The 23,010-nt window shown below is 65.3% G+C and carries 15 protein-coding genes; 7 read left to right on the forward strand and 8 right to left on the reverse strand.

Features of this window, described 5'->3' with window-relative positions:
- Positions 1–12: 12 nt before the first annotated feature.
- The 4 genes from ACXJMY_RS28475 to ACXJMY_RS28490 are packed head-to-tail and all read right to left on the reverse strand — an operon-like array spanning position 13 to position 4,297.
- Complete coding sequence (locus ACXJMY_RS28475; protein WP_456622673.1) at positions 13–711, reverse strand: molybdate ABC transporter substrate-binding protein; 699 nt, start codon at positions 709–711, stop codon at positions 13–15.
- Positions 708–2,840, reverse strand: coding sequence for a molybdopterin cofactor-binding domain-containing protein (locus tag ACXJMY_RS28480; RefSeq protein ID WP_456622674.1), 2,133 nt, complete (start codon positions 2,838–2,840; stop codon positions 708–710). The genes ACXJMY_RS28475 and ACXJMY_RS28480 overlap by 4 nt, the downstream gene beginning before the upstream one ends.
- Positions 2,837–3,307 carry a (2Fe-2S)-binding protein gene (locus ACXJMY_RS28485; protein WP_456622675.1) on the reverse strand — a complete coding sequence of 157 codons (471 nt, stop codon included), beginning with the start codon at positions 3,305–3,307 and terminating at the stop codon, positions 2,837–2,839. The genes ACXJMY_RS28480 and ACXJMY_RS28485 overlap by 4 nt, the downstream gene beginning before the upstream one ends.
- 15 nt (positions 3,308–3,322) lie before the next feature.
- On the reverse strand, positions 3,323–4,297 hold the full coding sequence (locus ACXJMY_RS28490; protein WP_456622676.1) for a Bug family tripartite tricarboxylate transporter substrate binding protein: 975 nt from the start codon (positions 4,295–4,297) through the stop codon (positions 3,323–3,325).
- Between the two features lie 233 nt (positions 4,298–4,530).
- Here ACXJMY_RS28490 and ACXJMY_RS28495 point away from each other — a divergent pair, with 233 nt between their 5' ends.
- A complete protein-coding gene (locus tag ACXJMY_RS28495) occupies positions 4,531–6,621 on the forward strand; it encodes a molybdopterin oxidoreductase family protein (RefSeq protein WP_456622677.1) in 2,091 nt (696 codons plus the stop codon).
- Between the two features lie 140 nt (positions 6,622–6,761).
- Here the strand turns inward: ACXJMY_RS28495 and ACXJMY_RS28500 are convergent, their stop codons facing one another.
- A complete protein-coding gene (locus ACXJMY_RS28500) occupies positions 6,762–8,159 on the reverse strand; it encodes a caspase family protein (RefSeq protein ID WP_456622678.1) in 1,398 nt (465 codons plus the stop codon).
- A gap of 166 nt (positions 8,160–8,325) precedes the next feature.
- On the opposite strand from ACXJMY_RS28500, the gene ACXJMY_RS28505 reads away from it, so the two are divergent.
- Positions 8,326–9,108, forward strand: coding sequence for an enoyl-CoA hydratase/isomerase family protein (locus ACXJMY_RS28505; RefSeq protein WP_456622679.1), 783 nt, complete (start codon positions 8,326–8,328; stop codon positions 9,106–9,108).
- Positions 9,109–9,328: 220 nt separating this feature from the next.
- Here the strand turns inward: ACXJMY_RS28505 and ACXJMY_RS28510 are convergent, their stop codons facing one another.
- From ACXJMY_RS28510 to ACXJMY_RS28520, 3 genes are all read right to left on the reverse strand, one after another.
- Positions 9,329–9,757: a GlcG/HbpS family heme-binding protein gene (locus ACXJMY_RS28510; protein ID WP_456622680.1), complete on the reverse strand. Its 429-nt coding sequence runs from the start codon at positions 9,755–9,757 to the stop codon at positions 9,329–9,331.
- Positions 9,750–12,728 carry an FAD-binding and (Fe-S)-binding domain-containing protein gene (locus ACXJMY_RS28515; RefSeq protein WP_456622681.1) on the reverse strand — a complete coding sequence of 993 codons (2,979 nt, stop codon included), beginning with the start codon at positions 12,726–12,728 and terminating at the stop codon, positions 9,750–9,752. The genes ACXJMY_RS28510 and ACXJMY_RS28515 overlap by 8 nt, the downstream gene beginning before the upstream one ends.
- Positions 12,729–12,833: 105 nt before the next feature.
- On the reverse strand, positions 12,834–13,571 hold the full coding sequence (locus tag ACXJMY_RS28520) for a GntR family transcriptional regulator (RefSeq protein ID WP_456622682.1): 738 nt from the start codon (positions 13,569–13,571) through the stop codon (positions 12,834–12,836).
- 133 nt (positions 13,572–13,704) lie between these two features.
- Between ACXJMY_RS28520 and ACXJMY_RS28525 the strand changes: the two genes are divergently transcribed.
- The 5 genes from ACXJMY_RS28525 (at position 13,705) to ACXJMY_RS28545 (ending at position 22,874) form a co-directional block, all read left to right on the forward strand.
- Positions 13,705–14,907, forward strand: a complete 1,203-nt coding sequence (locus tag ACXJMY_RS28525) for a pyridoxal-phosphate-dependent aminotransferase family protein (protein ID WP_456622683.1) — start codon at positions 13,705–13,707, stop codon at positions 14,905–14,907.
- A 56-nt stretch (positions 14,908–14,963) separates the two neighbouring features.
- Positions 14,964–16,247 (forward strand): MFS transporter, encoded by a 1,284-nt coding sequence (locus tag ACXJMY_RS28530; protein ID WP_456622684.1) that lies wholly within the window; start codon positions 14,964–14,966, stop codon positions 16,245–16,247.
- A 124-nt stretch (positions 16,248–16,371) separates the two neighbouring features.
- Complete coding sequence (locus ACXJMY_RS28535; protein ID WP_456622685.1) at positions 16,372–17,571, forward strand: pyridoxal-phosphate-dependent aminotransferase family protein; 1,200 nt, start codon at positions 16,372–16,374, stop codon at positions 17,569–17,571.
- A gap of 27 nt (positions 17,572–17,598) precedes the next feature.
- Positions 17,599–18,396, forward strand: a complete 798-nt coding sequence (locus ACXJMY_RS28540; RefSeq protein ID WP_456622686.1) for an enoyl-CoA hydratase/isomerase family protein — start codon at positions 17,599–17,601, stop codon at positions 18,394–18,396.
- 566 nt (positions 18,397–18,962) lie between these two features.
- The gene (locus tag ACXJMY_RS28545; protein WP_456622687.1) at positions 18,963–22,874 is read left to right on the forward strand and encodes a beta strand repeat-containing protein; all 3,912 of its coding nucleotides are present in this window, start codon (positions 18,963–18,965) and stop codon (positions 22,872–22,874) included.
- Positions 22,875–23,010: the final 136 nt, after the last annotated feature.

A 23,010-nucleotide genomic window follows, 5' to 3' on the forward strand; every position in this document is an offset into this window, starting at 1 on the left:
CGACCTTGGCGTCTAGCCGGCGAAGCCCACGCGCTGGCGCAGCTCTTTCTGGTCTGCGCCAGCCAGCAGCGCGACCAGCGCCTGCGCTTCTGTCGGATGCGCGGCGCGCGTAGTGACGCCGGCCGTGTACGTCGTCACGAGCTCGCACCCCGCAGGCAGCGATCCCGACAGCACGATGCCGTCGGTGGCGATGATCTCGGTCGCCTGCGTGCATCCGATCGGCCTTTGCGCGGTGGATGCGGCAAGCTCCCGCATGGCGGTTGCGCCATTCGGAAAGATCTTGAGGCGGGATGCGACCTCATAGGCGATGCCGATCTGATCCAGCACTCTTGCGACGTGCTGTCCCGCGGTCGACGCCTTGGTGTCAGGAACGAAGATCGCGTCGGCGCTGCGCAGCACCTCGCGTAAATCGGCATCGGTTTTGACGATTACTTTCGGATCGCGGTTGCGGACCGCGAGCGCGGTTTCGACCCGGCCGAGATCTGCGATCGAGGCGGGAATGACGAGCTTTTCCTCGGCAAGCTCTGCAAGGAGCGCCTGCGTCAGGATCACGAGATCGGTTGGCGCGCCGGCCCGCAGCTTGTCGGCCATGATGCCGACCGCGCCGAACTCGCCCTCAATGCCGAATCCGGTCTGTGCCTTGAAGGCGTCGGCGAGGCCGCGAACCAGGCCTTGCGCCGCGCCTCCGCTGAGGATGTTCACGGTCGTCACGATGCAAGCTCCATGGCTGCGATGATTCTGTCGCGCGTGACCGGCAGGTCGCGCACGCGCACGCCGAGGCAATCGAACACCGCATTCGCGATCGCCGCCGTCACCGGGCCGTGGGCGGCCTCACCGGCGCCGACCGGCTCGATTTCCGGCCGCTGGATGATCTCGACATCCACCGCCGGCACCTCGCTGAATCTCAGGATCGGATAGTCGGTCCATGACGTCGATGTGATGCGCGTCCGGTCGAAGCGGACACGCTCCTTCAGCACCCAGCTCGTCGCCTGGATCGCGCCGCCCTCGATCTGATTGATGATTCCATCCGGATTGATGGCCTCGCCGACATCGACCGCAAGCGTCAGCCGGTTCACGCGGAGGTCGTCGGCGCCTTCGACCTCCGCGATCGCAGCACAATAGGCTCCTGTATTCTTGTAGCGGGCAAAGCCGACACCGTGACCGATGCCGGTTCGCTTCTGCGGCTTCCACGCCGCGCGTCGCGCCGCGGCGCGGATGACATCCCTGGCGCGCTCGTCGTGCAGATGACGCAGGCGGAACTCAACGGGATCTTCGCCACGCAGGGCGGCGATCTCGTCGAGCAGGGATTCGATCGCGAACACATTGCCTTGCCCGCCCAAAGTCCGGAGCGCCGAGGTTCGTACCGGCATGGTCAACAGCCGATGGCTCGTGATCGTCCAGGCCGGGAGCTCGTAGAGCGGTACGGAGTTGCGATCGCCGCCGCCGCCATTGGCGGCCGGCGGATTGGACGAGATCATGCGAGGGTAGGGATCTGCAATCTCGGTTGCGGCAAGCAAAGCCGGCTGCGCCGCGCGCCCCGGCCGCGCCGCATGGCCGTTGCTCCAGATCGCATGGCGCCAGCCAATGATCTCATTCGCCGCGTCGAGATCGGCCTCGATCTCGACGGCCATCGCCGCGCCAAACGGCGCGTGGGACATCTCGTCGTGGCGGGACCACTGCACCCGGACGGGACGGCGGCCGGCCGCCCTCGCCAGCAGCACGGCATCGAGCGCGACGTCATCGGCCGCATTGTGTCCGTAGCAGCCCGCGCCCTCCATGTGCTCGACGATGATGCTCTCGACCGGGAGTTTGAGCACGACCGCGAGATCGGCGCGCAAGAGATAGACGCCCTGGCTGTGCGTCCAGACATGGACGCGATCGCCATCCCATTGCGCCATGGCACAGGAAGGCGCCATCGAGGCATGGGCGATATAGGGGCGGGTATATTGCCGGCGGAGGGTACGGGCGTGCTTGCTCGCAATTGCCGCCGTCCTGGTGTCAATGATGGTCGTCTCGACCGGCTGGCTCCTCAGGAAGCCCGCCAGATCATCTTCATCGGGCAGCGGCTCGCCGGCCGACCACGTCGCGCCCTTGCGCAACAATTTCAACGCGGCTTCGGCGGCGACCTCGGTCTCGCCGACCACGCCGGCAAAACCGCCGTCGCGCACAATCGCGATGAGGCCGGGAGCGGCGCGCGCGGCGCCTTCATCGAGCGCGGTCAGCCTGGCGCCCGATGCGTCCGGCCGCAGCACGCGTCCATGCAACAGGTTCGGCAACGCATGATCATGGATGAAGCGTGGCCGCGCGAACACCTTGTCGGGAATGTCGACGCGCGGGACCGAATGCCCGGCGACGCTCCGCGCGGCGGCGGGCTTCGCCGTTGCGCCCGCGGTCGCGTCGCGGTCGAGCGAAACGTCGCCGGCCAGCTCCCAATAGCTGGTCCTGATATTGCCGGGGCCCGAGATCGTTCCGTCATCGATATCGAGCAGAGGCGCTTCGACGCCGAGACGGTCGGAAGCCGCCGCAAGGAAGAGCTGGCGCACCTCGGCACAAACCTGTCGCAGCGCGCGGCCGGACTGCTGGATCGAGAGGCTGCCCGAGGTCACACCTTCGTTCGGGCTCGCCGATGTCGAGGCGCGGATCATCTCGACCCGCGCGATATCGACATCGAGCTCGTCCGCGGCGATCTGCGCCAATGCCGTGACGATGCCCTGGCCGATCTCCACCTTGCCGGGCGAGATCGCCACCCGGCCTTCTCCGGTCAACCTCACCCAGGACGACAGCTTTGGATTGGCCGCCAGGCTGACCGGCAATTTGGGGGCAGCGGACGGCGCACTCATGACGTCGCAATCTCCGATGCCGCGCGCAGCACGGCGCGGACCATGCGGTTATGCGATCCGCAGCGGCATAAATTGCGGTCGAGCGCGGTTCTGACCTCCGCCTCTGTCGGCGACGGATTGCGTCCGAGAAGCGCCGCCGCGCTGATCAGGATTCCCGGCACGCAATAGCCGCATTGCATCGCCTGCTCGGAGACGAAGGCGCGTTGCAGCGGATGCGGACGCTCGGCCGTACCGAGGCCTTCGATCGTGACGACGTCCTTACCGGCGACCGACCACATCGGCATGTCGCACGACGCCATCGCATGGCCGCCGACCATGACATAGCAGGCGCCGCATTCATTGGCGCCGCAGCCGAAATGGGGACCAGTGACGCCGAGCCGGCCGCGCAGCACGTCGAGCAGCGTCTGATCGGGATCGGCGTCCACGGCCGTCGCGGCGCCGTTGAGCTGAAATTGAATGGTCGGCATGGCCAGTCGGCGACCTCAGGACTTGTCGAACTTTTTCACGACATCGRCCCATTTGGCGATGTCGCCGCGCAGGAACCTGTCGAATTCCTCCGGCGTCATGGACATGGGGACGGCGCCCTGCTCGGTCCAGAGCTTGACGATGTCGGGCCGCTTCACCATTGCGTTCACGGCGGCGTTGAGCTTGTCGATGATCGGCTTCGGTGTGCCCGCCGGCGCCATCAGGCCGAGCCATATGGTTGCTTCATAGCCGGGTACGCCGGCCTCGATCGCTGTCGGCACGTTCGCAAGCACGGCGGAACGCTGCTGGCCTGTGGTCGCGAGTGCGCGGACCTGGTTCTCGCCGATATTCGGCGCCATCGCCGGCACCGCGTCGATCATCATCTGCACCTGTCCCCCGATCACGCCGCTGCGCGCCTCGCCGCTGTTGCGATAGGGCACGTGGACGAGGTTGATGCCCGCCATCGCCTTGAACAGCTCGCCGGCCATGTGATAGGGCGTGCCCTGGCCGGAGGAAGCGTAGTTCAGCTTGCCCGGCTGCGATCTCGCAAGTGAGACGAACTCTTGCAGCGTCTTCGCGGCGACCTGCGGGTTCACCACGATCACGAGATCGGACGAATTGACCGGCGCGATCGGCGCGAGGTCGCGCATCAGCTCGTATTTGCGCTGCTCCGGCGTCAGCAGCGACTCGTTCGCGGTCTGTGTGTTGGACATCATCAAGAGCGTGTAGCCGTCGGCTTGCGACTTCGCGGCTTCGACCGTGCCGATGACGCCGCCGGCGCCGGTGCGGTTCTCGATGACGAAGGGCTGGCCAAAGCTCTCCTGGAGCGCGTTGCCGATCTGCCGGGCCGCGACATCGGCCGGGCCGCCGGCGCCGAAGGGCACGACAATGCGGACGGCGCGGGCAGGATAATCTTGCGCGAAAGAGGGGGTCAAAGGGAATGCCCCGAGCAGGCCGGCCGCCAGCGTCAGCGCGAATCTTCGGGCCGTCATGCCCACCTCCCTCATGTCGTTCTTTTGGTCGACACTGTAGCGGCAGGGCGAGCGGCCTGTCGACGCCTCACAAGGCCAATCGGGCAGGGAATATCGGGTGGTTTTCGGTGTGTCTGCGCCGCGTTTCGCGCTTGCGGCAGGAACCGGCGGCGCGTGCGGTTTGAGCAATTCGCATGGGCATTGCCGGATAAATGCACTCGGCTGGCCGGTATTTTGGTGTTACGAACTGGGACATGAACCAGCACGCCAAGATCGAAATCCGTCATTCGACCTGCCCGCATGATTGCCCCTCGGCCTGCGCCCTCGATATCGAGGTGGTCGAGGGCCGCAGCATCGGCCGTGTCCGCGGCTCGAAAAAGCAGACCTATACGGCCGGCGTGGTCTGCGCCAAGGTCGCCCGCTACGCCGAGCGCATCCATCACCCCGAGCGGCTGATCTATCCGATGCGCCGCACCGGGCCGAAGGGCTCCGGTCAATTCGCGCGGATTTCCTGGGACGAGGCGCTGGACGAGATCGGGCATCGCTTCAATGCGGCCGAGCGCGATTTCGGCGCAGAATCGATCTGGCCCTATTACTACGCCGGCACGATGGGGCTGGTGATGCGCGACGGCCTCAACCGTCTCACCCATGTGAAGAAATATTCGCGCTTCTATTCGACCATCTGCGCCAATGTCGCGCGCGTCGGTTATGCCGTCGGCACCGGCAAGATCGCCGGCGTCGATCCGCGCGAGATGGCACTCTCCGACCTCGTCGTGATCTGGGGCACCAACCCCGTCAACACCCAGGTCAACGTGATGACGCACGCCGCGCGTGCCCGCAAGGAGCGCGGCGCCAAGATCGCGGCCGTCGACATCTACGACAACGAGACCATGAAGCAGGCTGACATCAAGATCATCCTGCGCCCCGGCACCGACGGCGCGTTCGCCTGCGGCGTCATGCATGTGCTGTTTCGCGACGGCTATGCCGACCGCGCCTACATGGACAAATACACCGACTGCCCGGCCGAGCTCGAGGCGCATCTGAAGACGCGTAACCCCGAATGGGCCTCCGCGATCTGCGGCGTGCCGGTGTCCGAGATCGAGGCCTTTGCCAAACTGGTCGGCGAGACCAAGCGGGCGTTCTTCCGGCTCGGCTACGGCTTCACCCGCTCCCGCAACGGCGCGACGCAGATGCATGCGGCGCTGTGCATTCCCGCGGTGACCGGTGCCTGGCAATATGAAGGCGGCGGCGCCTTCTTCAACAATTACGCGCTGTGGCACTTCGACGAATCCATCATCGAAGGCCACGACGCGATCGACAAGACCACCCGCGCGCTCGACCAGTCGCAGATCGGCCGCATCCTCACCGGCGATGCCGAGGCCTTGCACGGCAAGGGGCCGATCAAGGCGATGCTGATCCAGAACACCAATCCGATGACGGTGGCGCCGGAGCAGGCGCTGGTAGCCCAGGGCTTTGCGCGCGAGGATCTGTTCGTCGCGGTGCACGAGCAGTTCATGACCGAGACGGCGCAGATGGCAGACATCGTGCTGCCGGCGACCATGTTCATGGAGCACGACGATCTCTATTACGGCGGCGGCCACCAGCACATCTCCGTGGGTGCGAAGCTGATCGACCCGCCCGGCGAATGCCGCTCCAACCATCAGGTGCTGCAGGCGCTGGCGCCGCGGCTCGGCGCCAAGCATCCGGGCTTCGAGATGTCCTCGCGCGAATTGATCGACGCGACGCTGGAGCTGAGCGACCACGGCGATATCGCTGCGCTCGAAGCCGACCTCTGGCGCGACCTGCAACCGGATTTTCGCACCGCGCATTATCTCGACGGCTTTGCCCATGCCGACAGGAAATTCCACTTCAAGGCCGATTGGGCGCATCCGCCGTTCGGCTTGATGATGGGCGAGTTCGACAAGATGCCGTCGCTGCCGGACCATTGGGCGGTGATCGAGCACACCGACCAGGCCCATCCGTTCCGGCTTGCGACCAGCCCCTCGCGCAGCTTCCTCAACACCACCTTCAACGAGACGCCGTCCTCGCAGGCGCGCGAGGGCAAGGCGAGCGTGATGATCCATCCTATGGACGCGGCTGCACTCGACATTGCCGACGGTGATGCCGTGACGCTCGGTAACGCCCGCGGCGAGACCACGCTGGTCGCAACGCTGTTCGACGGCGTGCGGCGCGGCGTGCTGATCGCGGAATCCGTTCATCCGAACAAGGGCCATATCGGCGGCCGCGGCATCAACATGCTGACGGGGGCGGATGCGATCGCGCCGATCGGCGGCGCCGCATTCCACGACAACAAGGTCTGGATCAGGAAGGCCGCAGCCGTTTGATCTGCCATCCTTCGAGACGCCCGCCTTTGGCGGGCTCCTCAGGATGAGGTCTCGTTGCGCGGAGAGATCTTAGACCCTCATGGTGAGGAGCGCCGCTTCCGGCGCGTCTCGAACCATGAGGCCCAGCATGCGACCGCGCCTCAGGGCACGCACTCCGTCACGCCGTAGCCCGCAAACTCCTTCGCGATGTTCGGGTTCATGGATTTCGCCAGGGCGATGTCGGCCGCGCCGTCGCTGCCGCTCTTGCGGGCGGCGACGCCGCGACCGAACAGCGACGAGGAGGAGCGCGGGTTGCGCTGGATTGCGTCGGTATAATCCTTGATCGCCTCGGCGGTCCGGCCGAGCTTGAGGTTGACGAGCCCGCGGCTGTCGAGCGCATCGCTCAATCCGGGATCGATCTGAAGCGCCAGATTGCAATCGGCGAGCGCGCCTTGCAGGTCTCCGGTCGCGGCACGCGTCCAGCAGCGGTTGTTCAGGGCTTCCGCATCCCTGGGGGCGCGGCGGATCACCACGTCGAAATCCTGCATCGCCGGCGCGTAGGCGCGCTTGATCGCATAGACTTGGCCGCGCTTGTAGCGCGAGACGGTGTCGTTGGCGTTGGCCGCGATCTTGCGGCTGAGATCGGCGATGACCGGATCTCTGGCGAGGTCGTCGGCGCCGGGCGCCGCGTCGGGCTGCGACACCTCGCAGACCGGCTTCTGCAGCTCCGGTTTCTGCGGCTCGGGCTTGGACGGAATCTGATCGGGGCTCTTGTTGTCCGGCGGCCGCGTCACCAGACCGGCGAAGGAAAACTCCGATGTCAGTGACGATGACAGCCAGGGCACCTGCTCGCGGTTGGTCGCGCCGACCACGCCATTCTTGGTGTTGGTCAACGCCTGCTCGGCGCTGATGTTCGGTGCGCGCATTTCGCGCAGCAGCTCGGTGACGAACAGGCTACGATCGGTCTTGCCGCCCGCCACCACCGCGCCGAGCGCGGCGGAATACAGGATCAGCGAGTTGCTCGGCGCGATCGTCGGCGCAAGGCCAGCGGAATAGCGGCGAAAACGCCGCTCGAACGGATTGCGGCGGGAGGCATCGATCAGCGCGATCTTGATTGCGGCACCGCGTGTATTCATCTCGGCGAGGATGGCATCCAGGCTGAAGCCGTCGCGCGACACGTCCGGCTCGGTCCAGATCTGCGCATCGACCGGCAGGAGGTAGGTCTGCCGGTTGGACTGGATGCCAAAGCCGTCGAAGAAGATCAGCGCCGCCGTGCCCCGCTCGATCCGGGCATAGAAGCGATCCAGCGCCTGCCGCATGGTGTCGCCCGTGAGGTTGATCTGCCGGTCGACGGCGAAGCCGTTGCGCTTCAGTTCCTCGGTCACGTCCTGAATGTCATTGGCGACGTCGGTGAGCACGAACTCGTTGTCGGGGTACTTTGCGTTGCCGATCACCAGCGCGATCTTGGCGGCATCGGCCGCGCGGCCTGCGGTGCTGCCGCTCGCGACGATCAAGCCTGCCAGAAGCAATACGGCGGCGGCGCGCATGAAATGGCTCATCGGTGATAAAATCTTCAGTCAGGATAGCGACCGTCACCCATAATTCAATCGCGAAGCGAAGTTGCGCCCACACGCTATGGTGACACGTCGCCGTAGATTGCCCTTGCGCCTGCCGCCCGACCTGCCGCAAATGGCTGCAAAACAGGAGCAAGGAAGCGAGCGTGCCATGACCGACACCACAAGCGTCATCACCGAGAAGCGCGGGCAGGCGTTCTGGATCACCATCAACCGGCCGGAGAAACGCAACGCGCTGAACGGCGAGGTGATCGCCGGCATCACCAAGGGCTATCGCGAGGCGCATGACGACAAGGACGTCCGCGTCATCGTGCTGACGGGCGCGGGCGACAAGGCGTTTTGCGCCGGCGCCGATCTGCAGAACTCCGGCGCGGCTTTCGCGATGGATCATTCCAAACCAAATGTCGACTATGCCGATCTGTTACGTTTGTCACAGAACGCCACGAAACCGGCGGTTGCGCGGGTCGGGGGCGTCTGCATGGCCGGCGGCATGGGCCTGTTGTGCATGACCGACATGGCGGTTGCGGCCGATCACGTCGTCTTCGGCCTGCCCGAAGTGAAGGTCGGCGTGTTCCCGATGCAGGTGCTGAGCCTGTTGCAGACCATCGCGCCGCGGCGCCTCGTCAACGAATGGGCGCTGACCGGCGAGCCGTTCGACGCCAAGGCGGCGCAGGCCGCGGGGCTCCTCAACTATGTCGTGCCTGCGGCCGAGCTTGACGCCAAGGTCGACTGGCTGATCGGCCGCATCGTCGACAAGTCCCCGACCGCGATCCGCCGCGGCAAATACGCCATGCGGGCGATTGCCTCGATGTCGTTCGACGAGAGCATCGCCTACACCGAAAGCCAGATTGCCCTGCTCGCGATGACCGAGGACGCCAAGGAAGGGCTGAAGGCGTTCGGCGAAAAGCGCAAGCCGGTTTGGACGGGACGGTGAGGGGGGCCGGTGTCGTCCTGGCGAAAGCCAGGACCCATTACCCCAGCAGTCAGTTGTTGTGCGCGCTGCCAACCATCAATCTTCACGATAACATCCGCCGGTGGTAATGGGTCCTGGCTTTCGCCAGGACGACGTTGGGGAGGCATCGGCGCGCGGATGTCTGTCTCTGCGGATGCAGAAGAGGTGGATTACGCTACGCTAATCCACCCTACGGCACTGTTCACCCCGCGTTGGCCTTCAGTCCGGTCGCCTGGATGCCCGCCACCGCACACGCCTCGTCATTGTCCGAGGTGTCGCCGGAGACGCCGACGGCGCCGAGCAGGGTGGTGCCGTCCATGATCAGCACGCCGCCGGGGACCGGCACCAGCGCGCCCTTGGCAATCGTGTTCACGGCGTCGATGAAATAGGCCTGCTCCTGGGCACGCTGGTACAGCGCGCGAGAGCCCATGCCCAGCGCGAGCGCGCCATAGGCCTTGCCGTGGGCGATCTCGGCGCGCATCAGGCTGGTGCCGTCTTGCGCAGCGGCAAGCTTGATGACGCCGCGCGCGTCCAGGATGGTGACGACGAGCGGCTTCAGCTTCAACTCGGTGGCCTTGGCGAAGGCGGCGTCGAGGATCTTGCGGGCGGTGTCGAGAGTCAGTTCAGCCATGGATGGGTTCCTTTGCAACGGGAGAGGTCGTGGATGGGGTTGTCGCGCGATCGAGACTCATGGCCAGCACGCGCGCGACGTGAAGCGCCTCGCGCTGCGCGCCGTCCTGGATCTGATGCCGGCAGGAGGTGCCGTCGGCCACGACGAGCGCCGCCTGGTCCGCGCGCCGCACCGCGGGGAGCAGCGACAGCTCGGCCATCTCGATCGAGGCATCGTAGGTGTCAGCGCCGTAACCGAAGGCGCCGGCCATGCCGCAACAGCTCGATTCGATGGTCTCGACCTTGAGGCCGGGGACCAGGCGCAGCACCTGCTCGACCGGCTTGAAGGCACCGAAGGATTTTTGATGGCAATGACCGTGCACCACGGCCTTGTCGGCGACGGTGCCGAGCGGCAATTGCAGCCGGCCGGCCTCGGCCTCGCGCACCAGAAATTCCTCGAAAGTCAGCGCGTGGGCACCGACGGCCTTGGCGTCGTTGTCCTTGCGTAGCGAACCGAGTTCGTCACGCAACGTCAACAGGCAGCTCGGCTCGAGACCGACGATCGGCACGCCACGCGCGGCGAAGGGGGCAAAGGCAGCGACCAGCCGGTCGAGCTCGGTCCTGGCCTCGTCGACGAGGCCGGCCGAGAGGAAGGTGCGGCCGCAGCACAGCGGGCGGCCGCCGCCCGCAGGCTTCGGCAGATGCACGCGATAACCGCCGGCCGCGAGCACGCGCAACGCGGCGTCGAGGTTCTCGCGCTCATAGATCCGGTTGAAAGTGTCGGCGAACAGAACGACTTCACGGCCGGTCTCAGGGCCGACCGCTTCCGCTGGCGACACGAACACGTCGCTGCGGAAAGCGGGGAGGGCACGGCGCGCGCTGATGCCGGCAAAGCGCTCAAACAGTTTTCGCAGCAGCGGGCTGCGGTTGCGCAAATTCGCCAGCGGCGCGAAGCGCGCGGCAAGGCCGGCATAGCGCGGCAGATAGCCGACCAGGCGGTCGCGCAGTGTCAGGCCGTGGGAGGCTGCGCGCGCGGCCAGCACCTCGATCTTCATCTTGGCCATGTCGACGCCGGTCGGGCATTCATGGCGGCAGGCCTTGCAGGAGACGCAGAGTTTCAGCGTCTCCATCATCTCGTCCGACGACAACGCATCGGGGCCGAGCTGCCCGGAGATTGCGAGCCGCAAGCTGTTGGCGCGGCCGCGGGTGACGTCCTTCTCGTTGCGCGTCGCGCGGTAGGACGGGCACATCACGCCGCCCTCGAGCTTGCGGCAGGCGCCGTTGTTGTTGCACATCTCGACCGCGCCCTGGAAACCGCCGCCGGCGCCGGGATAGGCGGACCAGTCGAGTTTTGTCTTGAGGTCAGCGACGCGATAGTCCGGTTTGAAGCGGAACAGCGAGCGGTCGTCCATCTTCGGCGCGTCGACGATCTTGCCGGGGTTGAGCACGCCATCGGGATCGAAGCGCTGCTTCACCTCCTTGAAATCGGCGACGAGGCGCTCGCCGAACATCGTGGTGTGGAATTCGGAGCGGACCAGGCCGTCGCCATGCTCGCCGGAATGCGAGCCCTTGTATTCGCGCACCATGGCGAAGGCTTCTTCCGCAATGGCGCGCATCGCCTTGACGTCTTTCTCCAGCTTGAGGTTCAGCACCGGCCGCACATGCAGGCAGCCCTCGGAGGCATGTGCATACATCGTGCCGCTGGTGCCGTGCCTGGCAAAAACCTCGTTCAGCCGGGCGGTGTAGTCGGCCAGATGCGGCAGCGGCACGGCGCAGTCCTCGACGAAGGAGACAGGCTTGCCCTCCTGCTTCATCGACATCATGACGTTGAGGCCGGCGGCGCGGAAATCGGCGATGCCGCCCTGGAGCGCCGGTTCTGATATCTCGACCACGCCGCCCCATTTGCGCTTGTCGTTGGTCCAGCCGAAACCGAGGTCGCCCATCAGCTCGCCGAGCTGCTTGAGGCGCAAGAGATTGTCGACCTGATCCTCCTCGGCGAACTCGACCACCAGCACGGCATCCGGATCGCCCTTGATGGCGGCAGAGATGATCGGCCGAAACATCGCGATGTCGCGGCCGAGCGCGAGCATGGTGCGGTCGACCAGCTCGACCGCGATCGGCTTGAGCTTGACCAGATGCTGGGCCGCGTCCATGGCCTCGTAGAAGCTGCCGAAATGGCAGATGCCGAGCGCCTTGTTGCGGATCACCGGCCACAGCTTCAGCTCGACCTTGGTGGTGAAGGCCAGCGTTCCTTCGGAGCCGACCAAGAGATGCGCCATGTTGTTCGGCGCGTTGCGCGGCACCAGCGCATCGAGATTGTACCCGCCRACGCGGCGCTGCACCTTTGGAAAGCGCGCGGCAATCTCCCCGGCCTCGCGCGCGCCGAGATCGAGCATGTCGCGGAACAGGGCGCGCGTGGTGTCGCCAGCGTCGGCATCGGAGAGGTCGCGTGGCACCTCGCCAAAGCGGCTCAGCGTGCCGTCCGCAAGGGCTGCCTCCATCGACAGCGTGTTGTCGCGCATGGTGCCGTAGCGGAGCGAGCGGCCGCCGCAGGAATTGTTGCCGGCCATGCCGCCGATGGTGGCGCGTGACGCCGTGGAGACGTCGACCGGGAACCACAGGCCGTGCTTCCTGAGCTGGCGGTTGAGATCGTCGAGCACGATGCCGGGCTCGACCACGCAGGTGCGGCCCTCGACGTCGAGCGACAGGACCCGGTTCAGGTGCTTGGAGAGATCGACGACGAGGCCGTCGTTGACGGTCTGGCCGCATTGCGAGGTGCCGCCGCCGCGCGGGGTGACCTTGCGTCCGTCGTCGCGGGCGATAGCCAGCGCCCGCAGCGCCTCGTCCATGGTTTTGGGCACCACCACGCCCGCCGGCATGATCTGGTAGAACGAGGCGTCGGTGGCGTAGCGGCCGCGGCTGAAAGCGTCGAACAGGACGTCGCCGGTCATTTCCGCGCGCAGGCGCCGTTCGAGCGAGGAGGCGTTTGTCATCCCTGGTCCCGGAGTGATCCAACGAGGCGGTTGGCCTCTTGGATTATTCATTCCTCTTTCTGATCGATTATATTATGAATTCAAAATGAGCAAGGTGGGTGCCCCTCAGGGCGACGCCGGCGCGTCCTGTTGGGACTCGGCTAGGTGCTCGATGGCGGCTGTCCGCTTGTTGCGCAGGTGCTGGAACAGGATGTCGCTCAATTCGCTGCCGGCGCGGCGGCGCAGCGCGTCGAGGATGGCTTCGTGCTCGCGCATCGCCTCCGCCCAGCGCTGCCGCTTACGGGCGAAATTGGCGGAGTAGCGGACGCGGCGGATCCGGCCCGCGAAGTTGGCGTAGGCGGTCTTCAGCGTCTCGTTGCGCGCGGCCGCGACGATGCTCTCGTGGATGCGCTGGTTGATCTGGAAATAGCCGTGCATGTCGCGATGCAGATAGTGGCCATACATCTCGTAATGGAGCTGCTCGATCGCGGTGATTTCCTCGTCAGTGATGGCCTCGCAGGCCAGCCGTCCGGCAAGGCTTTCCAGTCCCGCCATCACGTCGAACAATTCCTCGAGGTCGCGCTGGCTGAGCTGGCGCACCCGCGCGCCGCGGTTGGGCAGGAGCTCGATCAGGCCCTCGGCGGCGAGCACCTTGAGCGCTTCGCGCAAGGGCGTCCGGGAGATCCCGAGCATCTCACAGAGCTGGCGCTCGGGCACGCGCGCGCCGTCGGGGATATTGCCCTCGACCACGTAGTCGCGCAGCCGCAGCAGGATCTCGCCGTGAAGCGAGGCTTCCTGGCGGTCGCCGCCATTGCCGGCCGGCGGGGCGATCGGAACCCCGGAGTCGGGAATCGTGGATTTCATTTGCAGCACAATAGTTTGCCCGGTTGGTCGCGTCGACGTCCACGATCGAATACCAAATTTTGATTGAAAGGACAAAAAATGAATGCAAAATAGCCAGATGAGCCGGCCAGAATCCGCCGCCAGGGAGGTTTTCATGCATCAGGGACGCCATTTCCTTCAGATTCCGGGCCCGAGCCCGGTGCCCGAGCGCGTCCTGCGCGCCATGGACATGCCGGTGATCGACCACCGCAGCGCGGAATTCGGCGAGCTCGGCCGGGCCGTGCTCGAGGGCAGCCAGAAGATCTTCCAGACCGCGGGGCCGGTGGTGATCTTTCCCTCCTCGGGGACGGGCGCCTGGGAGGCCGCGATCGTCAACACGCTGTCGCCGGGCGACAAGGTGCTGATGGTCGAGACCGGCCACTTCGCCACCCTGTGGCGCCAGATGGCGGCACGGTTCGGCATCGAGGTCGACTTCATTCCCGGCGACTGGCGCCGCGGCGCCGACCCCGCCCAGATCGAGGCGAAGCTCGCCGAGGACAAGGCGCGCGCGATCAAGGCGGTGATGGTCGTGCACAACGAGACCTCGACCGGCGCGACCAGCCGCATCGCCGAAATCCGCGCCGCGATCGACCGCGCCTCGCATCCGGCGCTGCTGATGGTCGACACCATCTCCTCGCTCGGCTCGGTCGATTACCGCCACGACGAATGGAAGGTCGACGTCAGCGTCAGCTGCTCGCAGAAGGGTTTTATGCTGCCGCCCGGCCTCGGCTTCAACGCGATCTCGGAGAAGGCCCGCACGGCTTCGAAGACCAACAAGATGCCGCGCTCCTATTTCGACTGGGAGGAGATGCTCAAGCCCAACGCAAAGGGCTTCTTCCCCTACACGCCGGCGACCAACCTGCTCTATGGCTTGCGCGAGGCGATCGCGATGCTGCTCGAAGAGGGGCTCGACAACGTGTTCGCGCGCCATCACCGGCTGGCTGCGGCAACCCGCGCCGCCGTCAACCATTGGGGTCTCGAGGTGCTCTGCCAGGAGCCGGCCGAGTTCTCGCCGGTGCTCACCGCGGTGCTCATGCCGCCGGGACATGATGCCGATCAGTTTCGGAAAGTGGTGCTCGACAATTACAACATGTCGCTCGGCTCGGGCCTGTCAAAGGTCGCCGGAAAAGTCTTCCGCATCGGCCATCTCGGCGAATGCAATGCGTTGACGCTGCTCGGCGCGCTCACCGGTGTGGAAATGGGCCTGTCGGTTGCCGGCGTGCCGCACCGGTCCGGCGGCGTCGAGGCCGCGATGAAGCTCCTGGAGCAGCGCCCGCAGGGGAATTCCTCGCCGCATCTGAAAGTGGTCGGCACTTAAATCGCGCAGGGCACACGCGAGCGACAATCATAAAAACAGAAATTCGGGAGGGGTGGATGGGAGTTCGGTTCAAGGCCACGCATGTCGTGCTGGCGATGCTCTGCGCGATGTATTTCATCACCTATGTCGACCGGGTGAACATCGGCACCGCGGCGGGCGAGATCCAGAAGGAGCTGGGCCTTTCGAACACTCAGCTCGGTCTCGTCTTCTCCGCTTTCGCCTATCCCTACCTGCTGTTCCAGGTGATCGGCGGCTGGGTCGGCGATCGTTTCGGACCGCGCAAGACGCTGTTCTGGTGCGGCATGATCTGGGCGGTGGCGACCATCATGACCGGCTTCGTGCATGGTCTTACCGCGCTGTTCATCGCGCGCTTCGCGCTCGGCTTCGGCGAGGGCGCGACCTTTCCGACCGCAACGCGCGCGATGCAATACTGGACGCCGGCGAACCGCCGCGGTTTTGCGCAAGGCCTGACGCATTCCTTCGCCCGGCTCGGCAACGCGGTGACGCCGCCGGTGGTCGCGCTGCTGATCCTCTGGCTGACCTGGCGCGGCGCGTTCGTCGTGCTCGGCTTCGTCAGCCTAGTGTGGGGTGTCGTCTGGGTCTGGTACTTCCGCAACGAACCGAAGGAGCATGCCTCCATCACCGCAGCCGAGCTCGCGGCACTGCCGCCGCGCCCGACCGGAGAACGGCCGCGTGTGCCGTGGGGCCCGTTGCTCGCGCGGATGTGGCCAGTGACGCTGACCTATTTCTGCTACGGCTGGTGCCTGTGGCTCTACCTCAACTGGCTGCCGCTGTTCTTCAAGAACAACTACGGTCTCGACATCAAGAACTCGGCGCTGTTCGCCTCGGGCGTGTTCTTCGCCGGCGTGGTCGGCGACAGCGTCGGCGGCGTGCTGTCGGACAAGATCCTCGGCCGCACCGGCAATGTCCGGCTGGCGCGGCTCAGCGTCACCGTTGCGGGATTTACGGGGGCGCTGCTCTCGCTGTTGCCGATCCTGTTCGTCCACGACATCACGATCGTTGCGCTGTGCCTGTCGGCCGGCTTCTTCTGTGCCGAGCTCGTGATCGGCCCGATGTGGTCGATCCCGATGGACATCGCCCCGAAATATTCCGGCACCGCCTCGGGACTCATGAACACCGGCTCGGCCTTCGCCGCGATCGTCTCACCGCTCGTAGCCGGCTTCGTGATCGACGCGACCGGGAATTGGTACCTGCCGTTCCTGATGTCGATGGGCCTGTTGCTGCTCGGCGGCTTTGCCGCCTTCCTGATGCATCCGGAGCGGCCGTTCACGGAAACCGAGGGGCACGTGCCGTTGGGAAAGGTGGTGGCCGCGGAGTAGGGGCGGCCTCGGTACGGAGGTCCGCCGGTTATGCATGGGAGGCGCCTTAAGGGGAGGGGACAAGCCGGTCAAATGGTGCTATTCGGCGGCCATCAAAATCAAGGCAAGACCGGGAAGGACGCCTATGACCGTGCATACTGGAAGGCATTTCTTACAGATTCCAGGACCGACCAACGTGCCCGACCGGGTGCTGCGGGCGATGGACATGCCGACGCTGGACCATCGCGGTCCGGAGTTCGCCGAGCTCGGTTTCGCCGTCCTGGCTTCGATGCAGCGGGTGTTCCGCACCAAGCAGCCCGTGATCATTTTCCCCTCGTCCGGCACCGGCGCCTGGGAGGCGGCGATGGTCAACGTGCTCGCCCCCGGCGACAAGGTGTTGATGTGCGAGACCGGCCAGTTCGCCGTGCTGTGGCGCGGCATCGCCGACAAGTTCAAGCTCGACGTCGACTTCATCCCGGGCGACTGGCGCCACGGCGCGGACCTCAATGAGATCGAGCAGCGCCTCGTCGCCGACAAGCAGCATAAGATCAAGGCGGTCTGCGTCGTGCACAACGAGACCTCGACCGGCTGCGTCACGCCGCCGCTCGACGTGCGCAAGCTGCTCGACCGCGTCAAGCATCCGGCGCTGCTGATGGTCGACACCATCTCCGGCCTCGGCTCGATGGAATACGAGCACGATGCCTGGGGCATCGATGTCTCGGTCGCGGGCTCGCAGAAGGGCCTGATGCTGCCGCCCGGTCTCGGCTTCAACGCCGTCTCGGACAAGGCGCTCGCGGTGGCCAAGGCCAATCCCGGCATGCGCTCCTATTGGGACTGGCAGGAGGTCATCTCCTTCAACAAGCTCGGCACCTTCCCCTATACGCCCGCCACCAACCTGCTCTACGGCCTGCGCGAGGCGGTGAAGATGCTGGAGGAGGAGGGGCTGGAGAACGTGTGGACCCGCCACAAGCGCCACAGCGCGGCGACGCGCGCCGCGATCAAGGTCTGGGGCCTGGAGACGCAGTGCGCCGATCCTGCCGCGCATTCGCCTGCGCTGACCGGCGTGCGCGTGCCCGAGGGCCATGACGCCGACGCCTTCCGCAAGGTGGTGCTCGAGAATTTCGACATGTCGCTCGGCACCGGCCTGAACAAGGTCAAGGGCAAGGTGTTCCGCATCGGCCATATCGGCCATTTCAACGATCTGATGCTGATGGGCACGCTCGCCGGCGTCGAGATGGGCCTGGATCTTGCAAAGGTCCCGCATCGAAGCGGCGGCGTGTTGGCGGCCATGGACGTCCTGAAGGGACGCGACGTGGTGCCGATGGCCAAGGCGCAGGTCGCCTGAAATCAACAACTGTGAAGTGAGCGCGCGATGAACGCACCGACGACGACCAACGAAGACCTGCTCTACTCCGTCCAGGACGGCATCGCGCGGATCACCTTCAACCGCCCGCAGGCGCGCAACGCACTGACCTTCGCCATGTATGAGCGCATGGCGGAGATCTGCCAGGAGATCAACGCCGACCGCTCGATCAAGGCGCTGATCCTGACAGGGGCCGGCGACAAGGCGTTCGCGTCCGGCACCGACATCTCTCAATTCCGTGCGTTCAAGACCGCGCAGGATGCGCTCGACTACGAGGCGCGGATCGACCGCGTGCTCGGCACGCTGGAGCAATGCCGCGTGCCCGTGATCGCGGCGATCGCCGGTGCCTGCACCGGCGGCGGCGCCGGGATTGCGGCCTGCTGCGACTTGCGCATCGGCACCGAAACCACGCGCATCGGTTTTCCGATCGCGCGCACGCTCGGCAACTGCCTGTCGATGTCGAACATCAGCCGCGTCGTCTCGCTGGTGGGACCTGCCCGCACCAAGGATCTGATCTTCAAGGCGCGCCTGGTCGAGGCGCCGGAGGCTCTGGCGCTCGGCCTGCTCAACGAAATCGTGCCCGACGTCGAGACGCTGCAGCGTCGCGCGGATGAGACCGCAAAGCTCGTCGCGAGCCACGCGCCGCTCACGCTCGAAGCCACCAAGGAAGCGGTGCGCCGGATCCGCCGCACGCTGTCGCGCGAAGAGGGCGAGGACCTGATCCTGAAAGCCTATATGAGCGAAGATTTCCGCGAGGGCATGGACGCCTTCCTCAACAAGCGCACGCCGAACTGGAAGGGCAAGTAGCGCGGATCGTTGGCGCTTTCGTCCGGCTTCAGATGCGGCGCGAAGGCCGAAACGAGCTGCCGACAGCGATTGTCAGTCGTTCGCGCATTTCCAATTGTCATAAATCTTTCAATCGGTTCCGTCGCCCGGAACCGCGATTGTGCGCGCCTGCGCTTGCGCGTTCACGTTGACGACGCGACGAGCTCGGTCATAAGATGCCAGAGGTTGCATGCGCCGGCTCGCATTTTTCGAACCGGCAGGCCGGTCTTTCAAGTGATTTGAGTCCGGTCGCATTGAGTGACGTGATTTGTGTGAAGCGTTCCGGCCGACCGCTGCAACCGGACGTCATTGAACTGAAATTGAACTGAAAAAGTAGCGACGTAGTTTCGACGACGCGAACCGCGCCAGAATTCATTGCTGCTCACCATCCCGACGCCAGGCACGGCCTCGCGAACAAGCCAAAGCTCTTAAGCCAAGACTCTTAAGTCAGGAACGTTGAGTCACGTCTGATCTCTCGGACCGATTAGTCGCGTCGCCGCGTCTTCGTGCGGTGGCGCCTCCATGGCAACGCAGGCAGGGATTTTTCCATGACCAATCATACGCCGGTTTTCACCTCGTCATCCGCAACGGGCAGCTTCACCGAATTCGCCAACACCGACGATTCAACCGCATTGCACACGCTGTCCGGGACGATGAGCTTCAAGGACAGCGACAAGACCGACACCCATACGACGACCGCGACGCTGCATTCCGCGGTGCTGTCCAGCGGAACGATCATCCCCGCCGCGTCGCTTGCGCATTTCCAGACCGCGATGCAATCGCAGATCCTGAGCGATACGAACGGCTCGGGCCAGCTCAAATGGAATTTCAGCGACCAGGACCAGGATTTCGATTTCCTCGCCAAGAACCAGACCCTGGTGCTGACCTACGACATCAAGGTCTCCGACAACCACGGCGGCTACGCGATCCAGACCGTCAAGATCACGGTGACCGGCACCGACGACAAGCCGGTGATCAACATGACGACGGCGGCGACCGTGACCGAACAGGCCAACCAGACCTTGTCGCTCTCGCCCGACACGGTTCACGTCGCGCTCAACTTCACCGACGACGATCTCACCAACACCGGCCACACCGCGACGGTGATCGGCGTATCCGCTTCCGGCGCGACCGCAGGCCTGCTGCCGGGCCCGCTCGGCAACGCCGAGCTGATGACGTTCTTTCACGTCGACAACGTCGTCAAGACGTCCGGCTCCGCTACCGGCACCATCAACACCACGTTCTTGGCGCCCGATCTCGCCTTCGACTATCTCGCGGCGGGCCAGCATCTCGACATCACCTACACGGTGCAGCTCGACGACCACGCCGGCGGCGTCTCGACGCAGACCGTCATGGTCAACGTGGTCGGCACCAATGACAAGCCGGTGTTCCTGTCGTGTCCGGAATCGGCCGCGCTCGTCGAGGATCACAATGTCGATCCGAGCGGCAATCTCACCGCGCATGACAGCCTGTTGTTCGCCGATATCGATCTCGCCGACGCGCATTCCGTCTCGACCACCGTCACCGCGATCCGTTCGGGCGGCGGTTCGATACCCCTGACCAACGCGCAATTGCTGGCCGCGTTCGGCACCGCGCTCCAGGATTCGACAAACCATCTGGTCGGCGAGGTCGACTGGAATTTCGCGCTGGCCAATTCTTCGACCAATTTCCTCAACGGCGGCGAGACGCTGAAGCTCGTCTATCGCGTCGCGGTCGACGACGGTCACGGCGGCTCCACCACCCAGGACGTCACCATCACGATTCTCGGCGTCAACCATCCCGTCGTCATCACCAGCGGTCCGGAATCGTCCACCGTGACCGAGCTGGATGCCACCACGGGCTCATCAGTGCCGGACACGACGCCGACGATCCCGGCGGGCACGCTCGCTTTCACCGACCAGGACACCAGCGACATGCATACGGTGACAGTCACGCTCGGTTCGACCTCCGGGGCGACGCCGCCGGCAGCGACGCAGGCCGATCTTGCCGCCGCGCTGACGACCACGCTGCACGATTCCACGGGCACCGGCACTGGCAGCATCGACTGGAATTTTGCCATTGCCGACCAGGACCTCGATTATCTTGCCGCCAATGAGACGCTGACGGTGAACTACAATATCAAGGTCGCCGACGGCTCGACCAATTCGACGCAGACGGTCTCGGTCGTCATCACCGGCGCCAACGACGCGGTCGCGATGACCAGTGGACCGGGATCGGCCTCGCTGTCGGAGCAGGCCGGCGTAACCGGATCGCAGTCGCCCGATACCACAAGCCCGGTGCCGACGGGAACGCTGAGCTTCGACGATGTCGATCTGTCGGACACGCATTCGGTCAGCGTGGTGCTGGATTCGGCGGTGTGGTCGGCCAACACCTTCGCCATCCCGGGTCAGACCCTGGTGGACCTCCAGTCGGCGGTCTTCACCGTGCTGCATGACTCGACCGGCACCGGCCATGGCGGCATCGACTGGGGCTTCAGCATTGCCGATGCCGATCTCGACTTCCTGAGCGTCGGCGAGACGCTGACGGTGCAATATGACATCATCGTCGCGGACGGCTACACCAGCTCGACCCAGACCGTCACCGTCACCATCAACGGTGCGGCCGATCCGCTGGTGGTGACGCCGGTGAGCATTGCTGCGTCCGATACGGCGGGCCCCGATGCCGGCACGGGAATCGCAACCGGCGCCATCTTCGACGTCATCCAGCCGGTCGACCTGAGCACGCCGCGGACCGTCAGCGAGGTCAACGGCAGCGCCGCCAATGTCGGCCATTCGGTGGCCGGCGCGCATGGAACGCTGGTGCTCAACGCCGACGGCTCCTACGGCTATGTCGCCGATTCATCGGTCGACGCACTGCTCGCAGGCGATAGCGTCACCGATCAGTTCACCTTCACGGTCGATGACGGCCAGGGCCATCAGGCCTCGACCACGCTGACCTTCAACATCGACGGCGCCAACGACAATCCGTTGGTCACCGTGGCCAATCTGTCCGGATCGGTCACCGAGGACGCCGGCCCGCCGGTGATCCTCAACGGCGATTTCGAGACCGGAAATTTCGCCAATTGGACGGTGAGCGGCGGCCACATCCACGTCGCGCAGCTCGAGCTCGGCGGCAGCTTCGGCCATTATTCGGTCGAGCTCCTGCCGACGACCGGTCCGGAATCGCTGTCGCAGAACGTCTCGACCACGCCCGGCCAGCACTATTTCATCAGCTTCGACGTCATCGGCGATCCCGAGGGCGTCAACACGCCGTTCTCGGTCTCGTGGGACGGCGCGACGATCCTGTCGCTCGGCAACGTGCCGGCCGGCGTCAACCACTATTCCTTCGATCTCATCGGCGACGCCTCGCTGCCGTCGACGCTGCTGCAGTTTTCCTACGAGGACGATGCCACCGGCATGATCCTCGACTCCGTCAATGTTAGCCCGGCGACGGGACCCGCCACCGAAGCCACCGCGGGCTCGCTGCTGTTTTCCGACGCCGAGACGGGAGATACGCACAGCGCAAGCTTTGTGGCGAACGGCAGCGGTTATGTCGGCACGTTCACGCTCGATCCGATCAGCGAGGCCGGCGGCACCGGGTCGCTCGTCTGGCACTACACCGTGAACAATGCCGATATCCAGTTCCTGGCGCAGGGGCAGGTGCTGACCCAGGACTATCTGGTGACGATTGCCGACAACAATGGCGGGTCGACCACGCAGGACGTCACCGTCACCATCAACGGTACCAACGATGCCCCGACCGCGGTGAGCGAAACCGTGATCACCGATGTCGGCGCCAGCGCGACGGTCGAGATTCCCGGCTGGGCGCTGGCTCTGAACGATACCGACCCCGACACCATCGACCATCTCTCGTTCGGCAATATCACGACGAGCTCTGGCGGCAGCGCCGTCAAGTTCTTCGGCGATGCGTTCTTCGGTGACGATGCGACGCTCGGCGGCTCGTTCAACTACACGGCATCCGACGGGACGACGACGTCCGCCACGACCGCGACCGCCACCGTCATCAACAACGTCGCCAGCGCGGCGGTGCTGAACGGGACCGGCGGCGACGATATCCTCATCGCCACCAACGGGACCGAGGCCCTGAACGGCGGCGGCGGCAACGATATCCTGATCGGGACGGCGGCCGGCCATGTCATGACCGGCGGCGGCGGCAACGACACCTTCGCGTTCCTTCAGCCACCGACCGCACCCGGCCAGATCATGGATTTCAACAACACCACCGAGCACGACCGTATCGCGATCTCGGCGAGCAGCTTCGGCGGCGGCCTGGCGGCGGGGATGGACGTGACGTTCGAGACATCCGGCGACGACGCGTTCTCTGGATTCTCCCAGTTCCATTTCGATACCGGCAACCAGACGCTGTACTACAGCGCCGACGGGACCCAGGGCTCTGCGGTCGCCGTCGTCAGCGTCCAGAGCGGCGTGCTGCTCAACCAGCACGACATACTGGTCGTATAGGCGGTCGCGACCGAAGCCTGAGACGCGGGCCCCGAAAGGGGCTCGCTTTTTTTGTCGCGCCAGTCTCATTCCAAAGTCATAAGGGGGATGACGCCGGGCGGCTTGAACTCGGTCGAATTCGCCAGCACAATGGGCA

The sequence above is a fragment of the Bradyrhizobium sp. P5_C12 genome (assembly GCF_054049735.1).

What these genes read in the sequence shown, in the direction of transcription:
- ACXJMY_RS28480 (WP_456622674.1), bottom strand. Translation starts at nt 2,840, where the DNA reads ATGAGTGCGCCGTCCGCTGCCCCCAAATTGCCGGTCAGCCTGGCGGCC.
- ACXJMY_RS28485 (WP_456622675.1), bottom strand. Translation starts at nt 3,307, where the DNA reads ATGCCGACCATTCAATTTCAGCTCAACGGCGCCGCGACGGCCGTGGAC.
- ACXJMY_RS28495 (WP_456622677.1), top strand. Translation starts at nt 4,531, where the DNA reads ATGAACCAGCACGCCAAGATCGAAATCCGTCATTCGACCTGCCCGCAT.
- ACXJMY_RS28500 (WP_456622678.1), bottom strand. Translation starts at nt 8,159, where the DNA reads ATGAGCCATTTCATGCGCGCCGCCGCCGTATTGCTTCTGGCAGGCTTG.
- ACXJMY_RS28505 (WP_456622679.1), top strand. Translation starts at nt 8,326, where the DNA reads ATGACCGACACCACAAGCGTCATCACCGAGAAGCGCGGGCAGGCGTTC.
- ACXJMY_RS28510 (WP_456622680.1), bottom strand. Translation starts at nt 9,757, where the DNA reads ATGGCTGAACTGACTCTCGACACCGCCCGCAAGATCCTCGACGCCGCC.
- ACXJMY_RS28520 (WP_456622682.1), bottom strand. Translation starts at nt 13,571, where the DNA reads ATGAAATCCACGATTCCCGACTCCGGGGTTCCGATCGCCCCGCCGGCC.
- ACXJMY_RS28525 (WP_456622683.1), top strand. Translation starts at nt 13,705, where the DNA reads ATGCATCAGGGACGCCATTTCCTTCAGATTCCGGGCCCGAGCCCGGTG.
- ACXJMY_RS28530 (WP_456622684.1), top strand. Translation starts at nt 14,964, where the DNA reads ATGGGAGTTCGGTTCAAGGCCACGCATGTCGTGCTGGCGATGCTCTGC.
- ACXJMY_RS28535 (WP_456622685.1), top strand. Translation starts at nt 16,372, where the DNA reads ATGACCGTGCATACTGGAAGGCATTTCTTACAGATTCCAGGACCGACC.
- ACXJMY_RS28540 (WP_456622686.1), top strand. Translation starts at nt 17,599, where the DNA reads ATGAACGCACCGACGACGACCAACGAAGACCTGCTCTACTCCGTCCAG.
- ACXJMY_RS28545 (WP_456622687.1), top strand. Translation starts at nt 18,963, where the DNA reads ATGACCAATCATACGCCGGTTTTCACCTCGTCATCCGCAACGGGCAGC.